The sequence below is a fragment of the Bacillus sp. JUb11 genome, assembly GCF_024807925.1.
Lineage (GTDB): Bacteria > Bacillota > Bacilli > Bacillales > Bacillaceae > Bacillus > Bacillus altitudinis.
This window is the reverse complement of record NZ_JANUEZ010000002.1, coordinates 467,550-482,759: the sequence shown is the minus strand read 5'-3', so window position 1 is coordinate 482,759 and position 15,210 is coordinate 467,550. Positions and strand designations below refer to the sequence as shown.

Genomic DNA, 15,210 nt, shown 5'->3' with positions numbered 1-15,210 from the left:
TGGGAGAATGAGCATGTCTGGTTTTATGTTAAGAATAGGGAAGCGAATGAAAAAATATATCGTCTGGCTTGTGCTGCTGCCCGTTGTATTGGCTGCTTTTGGTTTCTTTTTTGCCAAGGGGACAGTAGAACAGTCTAGTTACACAGCTGCTGTGACCTTGACGCTTGGGAAATATGACGACGGTGTGTATAACAATATGGAAGAAGTGACATCTCTATTAAAAAGTGATGCATTTCTGAATCAAGCACTCCGTGATGTAAAGGAAGAAGAAAGGCAGGATGTGAAAAATCGTTTGATTCTCACGAACCAGTCCGATACACAATTGCAGTTGTCGTTTACAGATGCTGATCAAGCTCGAGCTTTGGCGGTAGTGAAACAAGTGTCAGATACATTTTTAAAGCAGGACAAAGCCTTATTTACGAAAAGACAGCAAGTCATTGAAAGGAGACTATCCGCTCTTGAAGATGAATCTGTCAGCAATGACTCCAAGGTCGATAAAGAACGATTTTTATATGAATTGGAATCGACAAAGCTCGGGATGAAGCAGGCAAAGATTGTCGATCCTGCCCAAGTGCTTGATGAAGCAGGCAAAGGCATGTCAGCGAAAAAACGAGCACTGCTTGGACTTGTCATTGGCCTTAGCATCTCGCTTATGTTTGTGGTGTTACCTGAAGTGTTCAAAGAATCTTAATGATGAACTGGAGATGAGTCTTAGGTGAACAATCAACCGTTAGTATCAATTATTACACCGGCGTATAATGCGGAACGTTATTTAACGGATACAGTTCATTCCGTCCTTGCCCAAACCTATTCCAACTGGGAGCTGATCATTGCAGATGATTGCTCAACAGATGGCACAAGGAAGTTGTTAGGGGAATTAAGTCAGACGGACGACAGAATCAACGTCATTTATTTAGAGGAAAACGGGGGAGCCGCTATTGCTAGAAACACCGCCATCAAACAGGCGAAAGGCCGCTTTATCGCTTTTTTAGATAGCGATGATATGTGGAAACAGACAAAGCTCGAAAAGCAGGTCAAGTTTATGTTAGAAAATGATCATGCCTTTACTTTCACGGCATATGACATCATTTCAGAAAATGGAGAGCCGTTACAAAAAACCGTCACAGCGCCGGCTCAGTTGAACTACAATGAAGCTTTAAAAAATACGATTATCGGCTGTTTGACGGTGATGCTCGATCTTCAACAAGTAGGACACGTGGAAATGCCAAACATTCGAACAAGGCAGGACTTAGCCACATGGCTCTCTATTTTAAAAAAAGGATTTACTGCCTATGGAATGAGTGAGCCGCTCAGTGAATATCGCATCGTGGGAAACTCGATTTCTAGTAACAAGTGGAAAGCAGCGAAAAAAACATGGTTTGTCTACAGAGAAATTGAGCAGCTTCATTTTGTGAAAGCATCTTGGTGTTTTATGCACTATGCCACAAATGCTGTCAAAAAGCGCTTATAAACAGAAGGGAAAAAAGGTGATGAAGGTGAAAGCAGAGTCGATCATACATGTGATTGTCGCAACGGGAGAATGGGGACACGATGGCCTAAGGTACAGACGGCATCGACTGGCGGAATTTCTTGCATCTGATCCAGAAACGAAAGAGGTCATCTGGGTATGCCCATCTGCCACTCGTCATTCAGCTCCCTTTCAGCCTATAACGGATCGAATGAAGCAAATGACCATTCCTGATGTGCTCAAGAGCAAGTTTTTTCGCTTTGGCCGTTATCAAGATATGTTTTATTTTCATAAATTATCTCCTCTTCTTGAGCATTTGCGTCAAGAAGAAAAGCAGGGCATAGCCGTCTGTTTATGGTATACGTTTCCGGGATTTCCGCTCTTATCTTCTTTATTTGAATGGAAACATATTGTGTATGATTGCAGTGACCTGTGGGGAGAGCCCATCAGCGGAAAAAACAACATTCTCTCTTATATGAGACAGCGAGTCATTGTAAAAGCAGAAAACCGCATTATTAAATATGCGCACAGCATTACATGCTCTTCACAATACTTACATGATCAAATCAAAAAAAGGCTCATGGGTGAACCGAAAGATGTCTTTACAGTGGAAAATGGCGTCGAGTATGATGTGTTTGCAAAAAGCAACCTCCCTAGCAGGGAAGACGTGCTAGAGGGAAGAGAGGGAACGGTTCTTGGCTTTATAGGTGGGATCAAGCCGAAGCTCGATTTTGACATGATCGCTCAAGCTGCTCGCATGCAGCCAGATTGGACATTTTTATTTGTCGGTCCGGATGGAACGAATGGAGATCCATCTTTTCAGCATGCACTCAAACTGCCCAATGTCCTATGGACAGGAGCAGTCGCACCAGAAGAAGTGCCTGCTTATATGAAATTAATTGATGTAGGGATGATGCCATACAAACAGTCTCCTTACAATCAAGCGGTTTTTCCGCTCAAGCTGTATGAATTTTTAGCAGCCGGAATCCCTGTTGTTGGTTTAAATCTTCCATCAACGGAAAGGCTAAAAGAGAATGATGTGTATGAATATGTAGAGGGCGAAGATCCAGCTCTCTTCGTAGAAGCCTGCCAGAAAGTGATCAGTAAAAAAGATGACATGAAATGCAGACATCTAAGACAAAGCCGGGCAAAGAAAAAAGATTGGCACGCACTGTTCACAAACATGGTGGAATTAACGAATATTAAAGAAAACGCATAATTCATTCAGGATTGTGCGTTTTTATTTGTTTCTTCTTCTTAGGGGGAGCTTGTGATCATCCTATATTCAATTGTATAATGGAAAGAGCGGCCAATATACAAAATACAGATTTCAATTTAGAAGGAGACTGACCTATGGATTACGAACGCGCCTTATTAGCGTTTTTTGTCTCTCTGGCTACAGTTTTAATTGTGACACCAATCGTCAAAAAGTTTGCAATTAAGATTGGTGCAGTGGACCAGCCGAATAAACGAAAAGTTCATGATAGAGTAATGCCTCGAATGGGCGGTTTGGCGATTTTTATTGGGGTAGCGGCTGGAGCACTAGCAGGCGGGCTGTTTCTACATAATAAAATTACAGCTATATCAGTTGGCGCTGTACTCATCGTCATTTTAGGTATATTTGATGATAAATATAATTTAAGTGCAAAATTTAAATTTCTTGTGCAAGTTCTCGTTGCTTGCTTAATCGTGAGCACGGGCTTAAAAATGGACTTTTTCTCTGTTCCTTTCTTAACAGATCGACTGGAGTTAGGATGGATGGCGTATCCCCTGACTGTACTATGGATTGTTGGGATTACAAATGCGATCAATTTAATTGACGGATTAGATGGACTGGCTGCCGGAATTTCGGTTATCGGTTTAACCACGATTGCCGTCATGGCATTTTCTGCGGACAAGATCCTGATTCTTTCGTTATCTCTTGTCGTCATTGGCAGTACCATCGGTTTTCTTTTTTATAACTTCCATCCAGCAAAAATATTTATGGGTGATACAGGTTCGTTATTTTTAGGCTATATGATCTCGGTCCTGTCACTTTTAGGATTGTACAAAAGTGTTACTTTGTTTAGTGTTGTTGTCCCTGTAATTATTTTAGGTGTGCCTATTTTTGATACGACCTTTGCGATCATAAGACGAATATTGAATAAACAGCCTATCTCATCACCTGACAAATCACACATCCATCATCGACTGATGGCCTTTGGCTTATCACATCGAATGGCAGTGATTGTGATTTACATGATTGGCTTAGTCTTCAGCTTAAGCGCGATTTTGCTGACAAGTGCCACCATTTGGCTGTCATTGATCATCATCTTTTTACTGGTCATGTTTATGCAAGTTATCGCTGAAGTCACTGGTTTGGTGAACGAAGAGTTTAAACCATTTACGAAATTCTACAAACGAATGGTCAAAAGACAATAAAAAAACAGCCCGCTTCCAAGGAACGGGCTGTTTTCCTATTATTGTCCTGATGTGCTGGTCGAAGGGGCCTGTGTATCGGCTGACCCTGTTGCATCAGAAGATGAATCGGTTTGTGTATTTGTTTCAGTTGAGGACGATGACTCAGCAGGAAGCTTTAAATGTGTCCTTAACTCATTTTGCACCTCAGCCAAGTTGGTTTGATCTGGCTCAAAGAAGTATGTTCGATTTGGTCCTAGATAAAGGTCTGATCCTTTAATAGATAGTGTTTCAGTATCGTCTCCTTTAAAACCACTGTAAATTTGCTGTAGAGCAAGTCCTTCTGTGATGCGGAAGTTGGTTGTTATATGATCACTTACTTCTTTTGCGATATTATCCACGTTTGCAATGTTATGCGGTTTCGCCATTTGATCAATCATGGCACGTAAGATTTGTTTCTGACGATCGTTACGCCCGAAATCACCACGTGGATCTTGTTTTCTCATTCGCGCATAAGCAAGTGCCTCTTCCCCGTTTAAATGCATATTTCCTTTTTTAAAGTAAATCTTTTTCGATTTTTTGACGTCACTTTTTTCATTGAAGTCAAATGGAACGTCTATATCGATTCCCCCAACTTCATCAATGACATCCTTAAAACCGTCAAAGTCCACTGTTGCATATTTGTCAATTGGGATATGCAAGAATTGTTCGACAGTTTCAATCGTTTCGTCTTTACCGCCTTTAGCAAATGCCGCATTGATCTTTACTTTATTTCCCGTTGTGTCACTAGCAAGCTGTACTCGTGTGTCACGGGGGATACTGACCATTTTCATCGTTTTATCCTGAGGATTAATCGTTGCGACGATGAGTGAATCTGAACGGCCGTGATCACCATTTGTGGCGTAATCCTCTATACCAACAAATAGGACAGAGAAAGGTTTTTTCTTTATATCAATAACAGCATCACGGAGTTTCGATTTCTCCCCACGCTCTAATTCATCATAAGTTTTGTCAGCAGCCTGGAGTGTATTCACAATCTTATAAACTGCAAATCCGCCCATGCAGATGAAGAGAAGCAAAAATAAGACCAGAATCCGTTTGAAAATCTTTTTCTTCTTACTCTTTTTCTTTCGTACACGCACTTTTACTCGTTGTGCCATTCATCTGTCTCCTTTATCGGACCAACGTCCTTTTCTAAATAAATCAATTCGCCTTCTTTAGTAACACTCTTTCCATTAGTTAACTCAGTCATCCATTCAATGAACTGCTCTGTTTGTGTTTCTTCTACATACGTTTCAAAAATCACATCTTCTGCATAATGGATGTCTTTTAGCTGAAAAGATGAGGCTCTAAGCTCATTCTCTACCTTTCCAAGCCATGTATAATCTATTGTTGTGTGCATCGTACGCATTAAACAGCGTTCTACCATACCAACATGATTGATTGCTTCAGACACAGATTTTCCGTACGCGCGAATTAATCCACCGGCACCTAGCTTAATACCGCCGAAATAACGAGTGACGACAACTACTGTATCTTTCAGCTTGCGTTTTTTTAGCACTTCAAGCATGGGTACACCTGCCGTACCGCTTGGTTCACCATCATCATTTGCTTTTTGAATCAGATCATGTTCACCGATCAAATAGGCGGAACAATTATGAGTGGCGTTCCAATGTTGTTTTTTTATGGATTGTATAAAAGCTTGTGCTTCTTCTTCTGAGACAGCACGTTGTATATGACAAATAAAACGTGATTTTTCAATGACGATCTCATGCTCGCCACGGCTTTTTACTGTGAGATAGCGGTTCAGCAAAAGACATACCCTCCTGACAAGCAAATTGTAAGGCTAGAGAAAATTTGCATTGGTTTTAGAATTTTACAGCGTATTTTGTTATGATGATAGGAGCGGAAAAAGGGTCGTCATAAAAATTTCATGATTTATACGCATTCTTTCATTATAATTCGACATAAAATGCAGATCAATGACATTTATAATAAAAAAAGATGACATCACTGTTACGGGAGGGAAAAGCCATGACAACACCTAAAATGGATCCGAAGTTATTGGATTCAATCATCATGAAAATGCTAAGTACAGTTGATGGCAGTAAGGACGAAGTATTTAGAATCGGCGAACAGTCCCGTCAACAATATGAAAGCCTAGTAGAAGAGCTCAAGCAAATTAAACAGCAAGTCAACGAAGTAATTGATTTTGGGGATAAACTAGAAGTACATACGAGACATGCTAGAAATCGATTATCTGAGGTCAGCAGAAACTTCAACAAATTCAGCGAAGAAGAAATACGAGAAGCCTATGAAAAAGCACATAACCTGCAAGTAGAATTGACCATGATCCAGCAGCGCGAAAAACAGCTGAGGGAAAGAAGAGATGATCTCGAAAGACGATTGTTAAGCTTACAAGATGTCATTGAACGTTCAGAAACGCTTGTGAGCCAGATCACGGTCGTTCTCAACTACTTGAACCAAGATTTACGTCAGGTCGGTGTTTTACTTGAAGATGCTCAGGCAAAACAAGATTTTGGACTAAGAATTATTGAAGCCCAGGAAGAAGAGCGCAAAAGGGTATCACGAGAAATCCATGATGGACCTGCTCAGATGCTGGCAAACGTGATGATGCGTTCAGAACTAATTGAACGAATTTTTAGAGACCGTGGAACAGAAGAAGGCTTTAAAGAAATTAGAAGTCTAAGACAGAATGTGCGAAATGCACTGTACGAAGTGAGAAGAATCATTTATGATTTAAGACCGATGGCTTTAGATGATTTGGGTCTCATTCCGACACTGCGAAAATACTTAAACACAATTGAAGAATATGATGGAAAAACCAAAATTACGTTCCAATGCCTAGGGGATACAGAAAATGAAAGAATTGCTTCTCAGTTCGAAGTGGCACTGTTTAGACTAGCCCAAGAAGCTGTCACAAATTCTTTAAAGCATTCTGAAGCTGAAGAAATCTCTGTGAAGGTTGAAGTGACGAAAGACTTTGTCACCTTAATTATCAAAGACGATGGAAAAGGCTTTGATATGAAGGATGTTAAAACAAATAAAAACAAATCCTTTGGGTTACTTGGTATGAAAGAGCGCGTAGACTTGCTAGAAGGTAAAATGACCATAGACTCAAAAATAGGTCTAGGGACATTCATCATGATTAGAGTACCGTTAACATTACAAAATAAAATTGTAAAATAGAGACAAAAGACATATTGACCATAAAGTTCAGGTGTAGAACAATAAACATGGGGAGGCGTAGCTTGTGACTAAAGTAAATATTGTAATTATCGATGACCACCAATTATTCCGTGAAGGTGTCAAACGGATTTTAGATTTTGAACCTACTTTTGAAGTAGTTGCAGAAGGAGACGACGGTGACGAAGCTGCACGTATCGTAGAACACTATCATCCGGATGTTGTCATTATGGACATTAATATGCCGAATGTAAATGGTGTGGAGGCTACAAAACAGCTAGTAGAGCTTTATCCCGAATCAAAAGTCATTATCCTATCTATTCATGACGATGAAAACTATGTGACACATGCATTAAAAACAGGAGCAAGAGGCTACTTGTTAAAAGAAATGGATGCAGATACCCTCATTGAAGCAGTAAAAGTAGTAGCTGACGGAGGCTCTTATTTACATCCGAAAGTCACTCATAACTTAGTAAATGAATTCCGACGCTTAGCAACAAGCGGCGTTTCAGCACATCCACAGCACGAGGTATATCCTGAAATTCGCAGACCACTTCATATTTTAACAAGACGTGAATGTGAAGTTCTTCAAATGTTAGCTGACGGAAAGAGCAACAGAGGTATTGGTGAGTCGCTCTTTATTAGTGAGAAAACAGTCAAAAACCACGTGAGTAACATCTTGCAAAAAATGAATGTAAACGACCGTACTCAAGCTGTTGTTGTAGCAATTAAAAACGGCTGGGTAGAAATGAGATAATGTTCCGGACAAGTACTCCTTTTTCGCCTGTTTTTAGTTCTCTCACATTCAAGTTAGAGAGCAATGATAGGCAGGTAAGGAGTCTTTTTCGGATATAGCGGGCTTGCCTATTGATTAGGCAAGCTTTTTTGATTAGTATTATAAATCTAGTGAAAAACAATGATCATTCTTTTTTAAAAAGCAACTTAACGGATAAGGAAGGTATTTAAGAATGAAAATAGCCGTTGTAACAGACAGTACTGCTTATATACCACAAGAACTACGTGATAAACATCATATTCATATGATCCCTCTGAATGTCATCTTTGGTACTGAATCATACCGTGAAGAAGTAGAAATGGATTGGAAGACATATTATGAAGAAGTCAAGAAACATAAAGATCTTCCAACAACCTCTCAGCCTGCTTTCGGTGAACTTATAGAATTATATGAAAAACTTAGTGAAACATATGATGCTGTGATTAGTATACATCTGTCAAGCGGAATTAGTGGAACATACAATAGTGCGGCCTCAGCGAATGAACTAGTTGACGGAATCGACATTTATCCGTTTGATACAGAGACTAGCTGTATGGCGCAAGGTTTTTATGTGTTAGAAGCTGCTGAAAAAATCCAAGGTGGTGCTTCTCCAGAAGAAGTGATTTCCCATCTCAATTATCTAAAAGAAAATCAAAGAGCTTATTTTATGGTAGACGATTTAACTCATTTACAACGTGGCGGCAGATTAAATGGTGCTCAGGCTTTTATTGGAAGCCTCTTAAAGGTAAAGCCTATCTTGCATTTTGACAACAAGCTAATTGTCCCTTTTGAGAAGATTCGTACACGCAAAAAAGCCATTTCACGTATTTTCGAATTATTTGATGAAGATGCATCACGTGGTGTTCCAATGAGAGCAACTCTGATACATGGTAATAGAGAAGAAGAAGCAGATGAATTAATTGCGCACTTATTAGAAAAGTATCCTCATGTTGAATTTTATAAAAGCTACTTTGGTGCCGTGATTGGCACTCATCTAGGCGAAGGCTCTTTAGCACTTGGCTGGATCATCAGGTAGATATCAAAATCCCCTTTTCTCATGGAAAAGGGGATTTGTTTTTCTATTTTTACAATTAGACGAAAGGCCTTCTCTTTGTACATAATGGGTCAACATGAATGGAAAGGTAGTGCGTGAAATTGAATCTGGAAAAAGCAATGGAACTCAGTCACAAGCTACAATCAAGGCACCTTCTTCCTGTTGAATGTCAATGTACACAGTCCGAATTGGAGTGGCTGGAGAATCAAGGATTTATCCATAGAACACCTGCTGTCGATAGGTTGGCGAGTGGTTTGATCTGCTGCCGGTGCGGTGTATCAAACAAGCGCTACTTTGCCCTCTCTCCGTGTGAAACATGTAAAAAAGACTGTGTATACTGTAGATCCTGCATCATGCTGGGAAAAGTAAGCGAATGTGGCTTTCTCTACGAATGGACGGGTCCACAAAAGAAAGAAACAAGACAAGTTGAATTAACATGGCAGGGAGAGCTTTCTAAAGGGCAAAAGAGAGCGTCCGATAGGCTAGTAGAAGCAATCCAAAACAAATTTGATCTGCTCGTTTGGGCTGTTTGTGGTGCGGGGAAAACGGAGGTGCTTTTTCATGGAATAAAATATGCGCTAAATAACGGAATGAGTGTTTGTATTGCGACGCCTAGAACCGATGTTGTACTGGAGCTTGAACCTCGAATGAGAAAGGCATTTCAAGGACTGAATATAGCTGCACTTTATGGTGGGAGTTCTCAAAGGTTTCAAATGGCACCGCTTATGATCGCTACAACCCATCAGCTAATGAGATATAAAAACGCCTTTGATGTCCTCATTGTAGACGAAGTCGATGCTTTTCCTTATTCAATGGATGAACGGCTTCAGTTTGCTGTTTTAAAATCAATGAAAAAAACAGGAGTTAGAATTTACTTAAGTGCCACACCATCTAAAAAAATGCAAAAAGATGTTGCTCGTAGACAATTAGAAGCGATCAAAATTCCTCTGCGCTTCCACCAAAAACCGTTGCCTGTACCAACATTTCAATGGGTTGGAGATTGGAAAAAGAAATTAAAAAGAAATCGGCTTCCAGCATCTACAATGAACTGGCTGCATGAACATATCACAAAGAAAAAAAGAGTGTTACTCTTTGTTCCTTCTATTTCTACTATGAAGAAGGTAACTCATATTCTTCAAGGTCAAGATGTAAATGTACAGGGTGTTTCTGCGGATGATCAAGAAAGGAAGCAAAAAGTCCAGCATTTCAGAGATCATAGGTACGATGTATTGGTTACAACAACTATTCTAGAAAGAGGCGTTACGATTCAAGATGTTCAAGTGGGCGTATTAGGTGCGGAATCTCCTATTTTTACAGAAAGTGCACTTGTCCAAATTTCTGGTAGAGCAGGGAGACATCCAGATTTTTTTAACGGAGACGTGTACTTTTTTCATTTTGGTTTAACGAGAAGTATGAAACAAGCAAAGAAACATATCGTAAAAATGAATAATACAGCTGAAGAAGAGTTTTCTGAAAAATAGTGTGGGTTCAACTAAATCATGGTACATTATATTCACAAAACACAAATGGCAGGAGAGACAAAATATGCTACTCAACGCAAAAGAAATACTACTTAAAGAAATTCTCTATCAATATCTCAACCAATTAAACATGATTTGTCATTGTGAAAAATGTATAGAAGATGTATTAGCCATTTCTCTAAATCAAGTGAAACCGCAATATATAACAGATATCGATAAAATATCCTACAGTAAATCCGAGATGGTGGATAAACAGAAAAATACGGCGATGCTCGTTATTCTGACAGAAGCTGCTTCAACGGTCACTACATATCCAAGGTGCGAAAATCATTTGCCGTTGAACAAAGAAAAGCGTTGATTTGTCCAATTTGTGAGAGCCATTTTGTGGCTGCTTTTACATGGAAATCATTCCTAGTATTAAATGAAGATCGTTTATGTGTAGCATGTAAGAACCACCTGATGAAGATTCAAGGTCCTACTTGTCCCAAATGCGGAAGAGCGCAATCAAATGATCAATTGTGTCAGGATTGTTCAAGGTGGGATAAACGACGAGATTTTGCTGAGATTCTTGTAATGAATCGGTCTGTTTATGCTTACAACGACTTTATGAAAGATATTCTAGCTCGATTTAAATTTCGAGGTGATACGGCTTTAGCTGATCTATTTAAAAAAGATGTACAGTCAGCGTTTAAACGTTCTTTTTCAATCAAAGAACCGGTCCTTGTCCCAATTCCTTTGAGTAAAGAGAGATTAAAGGAAAGAGGATTCAATCAGTCAATGATGCTTGCTTCCATGATTGGCGGACCTATATTGGAGCCACTTATAAAAGTACATCAAAGTAAACAGTCTAAGAAAAGAAAAAATGAACGTTTACATCAACAGAATTTGTTCCAATTAAGGCAGTCAAACCCGATCGTTCTAAAGGATGTCATATTAATCGATGATATTTATACAACTGGGGCGACAGTCTATCATGCAGCAAAAATTTTAAAAGATGCAGGCGCCAAAAGTGTTTCCTCTTTTACGTTGATTCGTAGTTAAAAATCATGACAATCAACCGATATTAAGAAAAGAAAATAACGTAAGGGGTTTTGGTTATGAATCAATTGGCAAACTGTCCACAATGTAATCAGTTATTTTTAAAAACCACCATCCAAACGGTTTGTAACAAATGCTTTGAAGAAGAAGAACGTTCTTTTGATATCGTTTATAAATTCTTGCGTAAGCAAAGTAATAGACAATCAACCATTGCTGAAATAGTAGACGCAACAGAAGTTGATGAAGAATTAATCCTGAAATTTATCCGTTTGAAAAGACTTCAAATTAGTCAATTCCCGAATATCAATTATCCTTGTGAAAGATGCGGCCAACCGATCAGAAAAAACAAGCTGTGTAGCCATTGTGAAAAGGATATAAAGACGCAAATCAGCCAAATGGACCAAGAAGAAGAGCGTAAAAGGGAGATTGAATCTAGGAAAAAAGACACCTATTATGCCATTAATCCTAAAAACGACTGATTCCCTAAACTAAGTTGCAGTTTGGTCGATAAAATGGATAGAATCAAGACAGACTGTAACGGAAAGCGAGAGGAATCCCGTGAAAATTAATCGATATGGAACACAACCAGTAAATCCTTACAAGAAAACATATGAGAAACAAACGTTGCAATCGAATCAAGCAAAATCAACTGACAAAGTCGAAATTTCTAAAAAGGCAATCGAAATGCAAAAGGTGCCGAATATCATGAAAGAACGTCAAGATAAAATAGACCAAATTAAAAAAAGCATTGAAGCCGGAACATATCAAGTAGATACAAAAGGCATTGCAGATAAAATGTTGAATTTTTATAAACAACAATAACAAAAGGGAGTAGCGTGAATGTCAGTAAAAATAATGATTGAAGAACTGCACCGTCTCTACGGATTACATGAACAGCTTCTAAAGCTGTCTAAGAATAAAACAGAAATGCTGAAAAATAATGAGATCGATGCTCTTTCAGAGGTTCTGAACCTTGAGCAAAAATATATTCAGGCCATTTCACAATTAGAAGAAAAGCGGATTGAAGCAGCAGTTCAATTTTTACAAAGTGATCAATCGCCGACAATCACCGCATGCATCGAAAAAGCTACAGGAACGGATCAAGAAGAGCTTATTTCGTTATATGAGAAGCTGAATGACATCATGGTGGAACTGAAAGATATAAACGAACTGAACAAACAGCTTATTCAGCAGTCACTTCAATTTATTTCACTGACATTCGATCTTGTGAATCCTAACAAAGAAAATATGAATTACGGACAAAATGGTCTTGAGAGTTCAAAGCCTAAACAGCATAGGGCTTTGTTTGATTCAAAGGCGTAAACAAGGAGGATATCTATGGGTTCTACATTCATGGGACTAGAAACGGCAAAACGAGGAATCACAGCCCAGCGTGCAGGGCTTTATGTCACATCAAACAACGTATCCAATGCAAATACTGATGGCTACTCAAGACAGAGAGTTACCTTTAAAGCAGAGAATCCTTACCCAGTGATTTCTGTTTATGATGGCAAGACATACGGCCAAATGGGGACAGGTGTCCAAGTTGGAACTGTTGAAAGAATTCGAGACAGCTTTTTAGATCTTCAGTATAGAGATCATAACAATAACTTGTCTTATTATGCGACGAAGTCTGATGCTCTTTCACAAATGGAAGGAGTGATGAATGATTTGACAGATGAAGGCTTGAATAGAGCCTTTGATAACCTCTGGAAATCATTACAAGTCTTATCGGAATCGAAAAATGCTGATACTGCTTCAGCCCGTACAGTTGTTAAGACAAGTGCTCAGGCTTTAGTAGATCAATTCCGCCTGCTAAATTCTTCTTTAACAACGATACAAAAGAATTTAAAAACTGAACTCGATTCAACGGCAAAAAATGTGAACACCCTATTAACTCAAATTGATGAAGTGAATAAACAGATTGCAACAGTTGAGCCAAATGGTTATCTTCCCAATGATCTTTATGATACGCGAGACGCTCTTATAGATCAGCTTTCCTCACTTGTTGATATTAAAGTGAGCTACAACCCTTCTGGAGGAAATGCTCTGGAAATTGCTGAAGGAACCGTTAACATCGATATTATCGGTGCTAATGGACAATCTGCTGGAACAATTTTAAATGGCATTACCAATGAAAAATCTGAATTGCAACTTTCCTATGATAATACGACAGGACTTGTTAACTCACTCCAATTTGGAACGACAACCATCGCAGCTGATCAATTACAAGTGAATGGTAAAGTAAAAGCACTTGTTGAGGCGTATGGCTACATGTCTAATGGAGCTGAAAAAGGCATGTACCCGGATATGCTTGCTGAGCTGGATGAAGTAGCAAAAGTATTTATGGATGCTTTTAACGATGTCCATAAGCAAGGGTACACGTTAAATGGCACAAGTGGACAAGACTTTTTCGATATTGAGAATAACAATGATTTGAATAAAGGCTTGGCAGCCCGTATCAAAGTGAGTGACGTGATTTTAGCATCGACAGATAACATTGCTGCATCTCTTAATCAAACGCAAGGTGATGGTTCGAATGCTACGAAATTAGCTAATATTCAAAACTTAAAGCTACCAATCGGCGGAAATACCACAACAATTCAGGATTACTATCAGAATGTCATTGCCGAAATGGGGATACAAGCTAAAAAGAACATGACCCTTGAAAGCAGTTCAGCAGCTCTTGTGAATTCAGCCAATGAACGCAGGATGTCAACTAGTGCTGTATCTATAGATGAAGAAATGACGAACATGATCCAATTTCAGCATGCGTATAATGCAGCAGCAAGAATTATGACGATGCAAGACGAAGTATTAGATAAAATAATAAACGGCATGGGAGTCGTAGGAAGGTAGGGTAACGGATGCGAGTCACGCAAAGTATGATTTCTCAAAATTCACTTCGAAATATTAGTAAAAGTTATGAAAAACTCTCTAAAATTAATGAGCAGGCACAGTCTGGAAAACGTTTCACAAAAACGTCTGATGATCCTGTTGCAGCAGTGAAAAGTCTTCAGTATAGTACAGCCATGTTTCGAAATGAGCAATACCAAACTAATTTAAATGAGGCACGAAACTGGATTGATACATCTGAAACAAGTGTCACTGAAATAATTGATATCATGTCAAATATACGAGATAAAGTACTCGATGCGGCCAATGGAACAAAACAGCCAGAAGATTTAGCTGCTATCGGGGTAGAAATTGGTCAGATGAAGAATCAAATCATTGATGCAATGAACACGCAGATGTTAGGTAAGTTTGTTTTTAATGGGACGAATACAAATGTTAAACCAGTTGTAGAGAATGCAGATGGTACGTTTACATTTAACTTTGAAAACTATACAGATGCAAACGTGGTTCAATCGAACATTTCTGATGGAATCACATTAAATGTGAATTCAAATCCTCTTTCAGCTTTTGGTGGGCAATCTGCCAGTGGTCAAAATGTCATTGAAATGCTGACTGACTTAGAAAACTCATTAAAAAATGGAACGTTTACAAATTCAGATGATGCATTAGGAAATATCGATCAGTTTAAAGAAGTGATGAGTGCTGAGCGTTCAGATCTTGGGGCTAGATCCAATCGTATCGACTTAGTCGGGAGCCGTTTGACTTCGCAATTTGAAGTGCTGAAAAAGGCTAAATCAGATGCCGAAGATGTAGAAAGTGAAAAAGCCATTCTTGATCTTCTTCAACAAGAGACTGTGAATAGAGCTGCTTTAGCGACGACAGCTAAAGTGATTCAGCCATCCCTTGTCGATTTCTTAAGATAAGAAAAAGCATC

17 protein-coding genes are annotated in these 15,210 nt (G+C 39.0%); 15 read left to right on the top strand and 2 right to left on the bottom strand.

Features of this window, described 5'->3' with window-relative positions:
• Nucleotides 1-13 precede the first annotated feature (13 nt).
• The 4 genes from tuaF (at nt 14) to M2369_RS05655 (ending at nt 3,889) form a co-directional block, all read left to right on the top strand.
• On the top strand, nt 14-691 hold the full coding sequence (gene tuaF, locus M2369_RS05670; RefSeq protein ID WP_024719248.1) for a teichuronic acid biosynthesis protein TuaF: 678 nt from the start codon (nt 14-16) through the stop codon (nt 689-691).
• A 24-nt stretch (nt 692-715) separates the two neighbouring features.
• On the top strand, nt 716-1,471 hold the full coding sequence (tuaG, locus tag M2369_RS05665; protein WP_008348281.1) for a teichuronic acid biosynthesis protein TuaG: 756 nt from the start codon (nt 716-718) through the stop codon (nt 1,469-1,471).
• 19 nt (nt 1,472-1,490) lie between these two features.
• Complete coding sequence (tuaH, locus tag M2369_RS05660; protein ID WP_039169832.1) at nt 1,491-2,687, top strand: teichuronic acid biosynthesis protein TuaH; 1,197 nt, start codon at nt 1,491-1,493, stop codon at nt 2,685-2,687.
• Nucleotides 2,688-2,821: 134 nt separating this feature from the next.
• A complete protein-coding gene (locus M2369_RS05655) occupies nt 2,822-3,889 on the top strand; it encodes a glycosyltransferase family 4 protein (protein WP_024719245.1) in 1,068 nt (355 codons plus the stop codon).
• A gap of 38 nt (nt 3,890-3,927) precedes the next feature.
• Here the strand turns inward: M2369_RS05655 and M2369_RS05650 are convergent, their stop codons facing one another.
• The gene (locus M2369_RS05650; RefSeq protein WP_007499958.1) at nt 3,928-5,025 is read right to left on the bottom strand and encodes an LCP family protein; all 1,098 of its coding nucleotides are present in this window, start codon (nt 5,023-5,025) and stop codon (nt 3,928-3,930) included.
• On the bottom strand, nt 5,010-5,678 hold the full coding sequence (locus M2369_RS05645; RefSeq protein WP_017357860.1) for a YigZ family protein: 669 nt from the start codon (nt 5,676-5,678) through the stop codon (nt 5,010-5,012). The genes M2369_RS05650 and M2369_RS05645 overlap by 16 nt, the downstream gene beginning before the upstream one ends.
• 221 nt (nt 5,679-5,899) lie before the next feature.
• Between M2369_RS05645 and degS the strand changes: the two genes are divergently transcribed.
• The 11 genes from degS to flgL all read left to right on the top strand — a co-directional run bounded on the left by degS (nt 5,900) and on the right by flgL (nt 15,199).
• Nucleotides 5,900-7,075, top strand: coding sequence for a two-component sensor histidine kinase DegS (degS, locus tag M2369_RS05640; protein WP_024719243.1), 1,176 nt, complete (start codon nt 5,900-5,902; stop codon nt 7,073-7,075).
• A 64-nt stretch (nt 7,076-7,139) separates the two neighbouring features.
• A complete protein-coding gene (gene degU, locus M2369_RS05635) occupies nt 7,140-7,829 on the top strand; it encodes a two-component system response regulator DegU (protein WP_008348273.1) in 690 nt (229 codons plus the stop codon).
• 211 nt (nt 7,830-8,040) lie between these two features.
• Nucleotides 8,041-8,883 carry a DegV family protein gene (locus M2369_RS05630; RefSeq protein ID WP_024719242.1) on the top strand — a complete coding sequence of 281 codons (843 nt, stop codon included), beginning with the start codon at nt 8,041-8,043 and terminating at the stop codon, nt 8,881-8,883.
• Between the two features lie 119 nt (nt 8,884-9,002).
• Nucleotides 9,003-10,382, top strand: a complete 1,380-nt coding sequence (locus tag M2369_RS05625) for an ATP-dependent helicase ComFA (RefSeq protein WP_159160162.1) — start codon at nt 9,003-9,005, stop codon at nt 10,380-10,382.
• A gap of 64 nt (nt 10,383-10,446) precedes the next feature.
• Nucleotides 10,447-10,740 (top strand): late competence protein ComFB, encoded by a 294-nt coding sequence (gene comFB / locus M2369_RS05620; protein ID WP_008348267.1) that lies wholly within the window; start codon nt 10,447-10,449, stop codon nt 10,738-10,740.
• Nucleotides 10,701-11,423 (top strand): ComFC family protein, encoded by a 723-nt coding sequence (locus M2369_RS05615; RefSeq protein ID WP_259253539.1) that lies wholly within the window; start codon nt 10,701-10,703, stop codon nt 11,421-11,423. Before comFB ends, M2369_RS05615 begins: the two co-directional genes overlap by 40 nt.
• Nucleotides 11,424-11,479: 56 nt before the next feature.
• A complete protein-coding gene (locus tag M2369_RS05610) occupies nt 11,480-11,899 on the top strand; it encodes a TIGR03826 family flagellar region protein (protein ID WP_017357864.1) in 420 nt (139 codons plus the stop codon).
• A gap of 79 nt (nt 11,900-11,978) precedes the next feature.
• Nucleotides 11,979-12,242, top strand: a complete 264-nt coding sequence (gene flgM, locus M2369_RS05605; protein WP_003213252.1) for a flagellar biosynthesis anti-sigma factor FlgM — start codon at nt 11,979-11,981, stop codon at nt 12,240-12,242.
• Between the two features lie 18 nt (nt 12,243-12,260).
• Nucleotides 12,261-12,743, top strand: coding sequence for a flagellar protein FlgN (locus M2369_RS05600; protein ID WP_041507839.1), 483 nt, complete (start codon nt 12,261-12,263; stop codon nt 12,741-12,743).
• 15 nt (nt 12,744-12,758) lie between these two features.
• On the top strand, nt 12,759-14,279 hold the full coding sequence (gene flgK / locus M2369_RS05595) for a flagellar hook-associated protein FlgK (protein WP_024719239.1): 1,521 nt from the start codon (nt 12,759-12,761) through the stop codon (nt 14,277-14,279).
• Nucleotides 14,280-14,287: 8 nt separating this feature from the next.
• Nucleotides 14,288-15,199, top strand: a complete 912-nt coding sequence (flgL, locus tag M2369_RS05590) for a flagellar hook-associated protein FlgL (RefSeq protein WP_008348257.1) — start codon at nt 14,288-14,290, stop codon at nt 15,197-15,199.
• Nucleotides 15,200-15,210 lie beyond the last annotated feature (11 nt).

Bases quoted from the DNA above. Each gene is read 5' to 3' on its own strand.
- M2369_RS05655 (WP_024719245.1), top strand. From the start codon at position 2,822: ATGGATTACGAACGCGCCTTATTAGCGTTTTTTGTCTCTCTGGCTACA.
- M2369_RS05610 (WP_017357864.1), top strand. From the start codon at position 11,480: ATGAATCAATTGGCAAACTGTCCACAATGTAATCAGTTATTTTTAAAA.
- M2369_RS05630 (WP_024719242.1), top strand. From the start codon at position 8,041: ATGAAAATAGCCGTTGTAACAGACAGTACTGCTTATATACCACAAGAA.
- comFB (WP_008348267.1), top strand. From the start codon at position 10,447: ATGCTACTCAACGCAAAAGAAATACTACTTAAAGAAATTCTCTATCAA.
- M2369_RS05650 (WP_007499958.1), bottom strand. From the start codon at position 5,025: ATGGCACAACGAGTAAAAGTGCGTGTACGAAAGAAAAAGAGTAAGAAG.
- degS (WP_024719243.1), top strand. From the start codon at position 5,900: ATGACAACACCTAAAATGGATCCGAAGTTATTGGATTCAATCATCATG.
- flgL (WP_008348257.1), top strand. From the start codon at position 14,288: ATGCGAGTCACGCAAAGTATGATTTCTCAAAATTCACTTCGAAATATT.
- tuaH (WP_039169832.1), top strand. From the start codon at position 1,491: ATGAAGGTGAAAGCAGAGTCGATCATACATGTGATTGTCGCAACGGGA.
- flgK (WP_024719239.1), top strand. From the start codon at position 12,759: ATGGGTTCTACATTCATGGGACTAGAAACGGCAAAACGAGGAATCACA.
- M2369_RS05600 (WP_041507839.1), top strand. From the start codon at position 12,261: ATGTCAGTAAAAATAATGATTGAAGAACTGCACCGTCTCTACGGATTA.
- tuaF (WP_024719248.1), top strand. From the start codon at position 14: ATGTCTGGTTTTATGTTAAGAATAGGGAAGCGAATGAAAAAATATATC.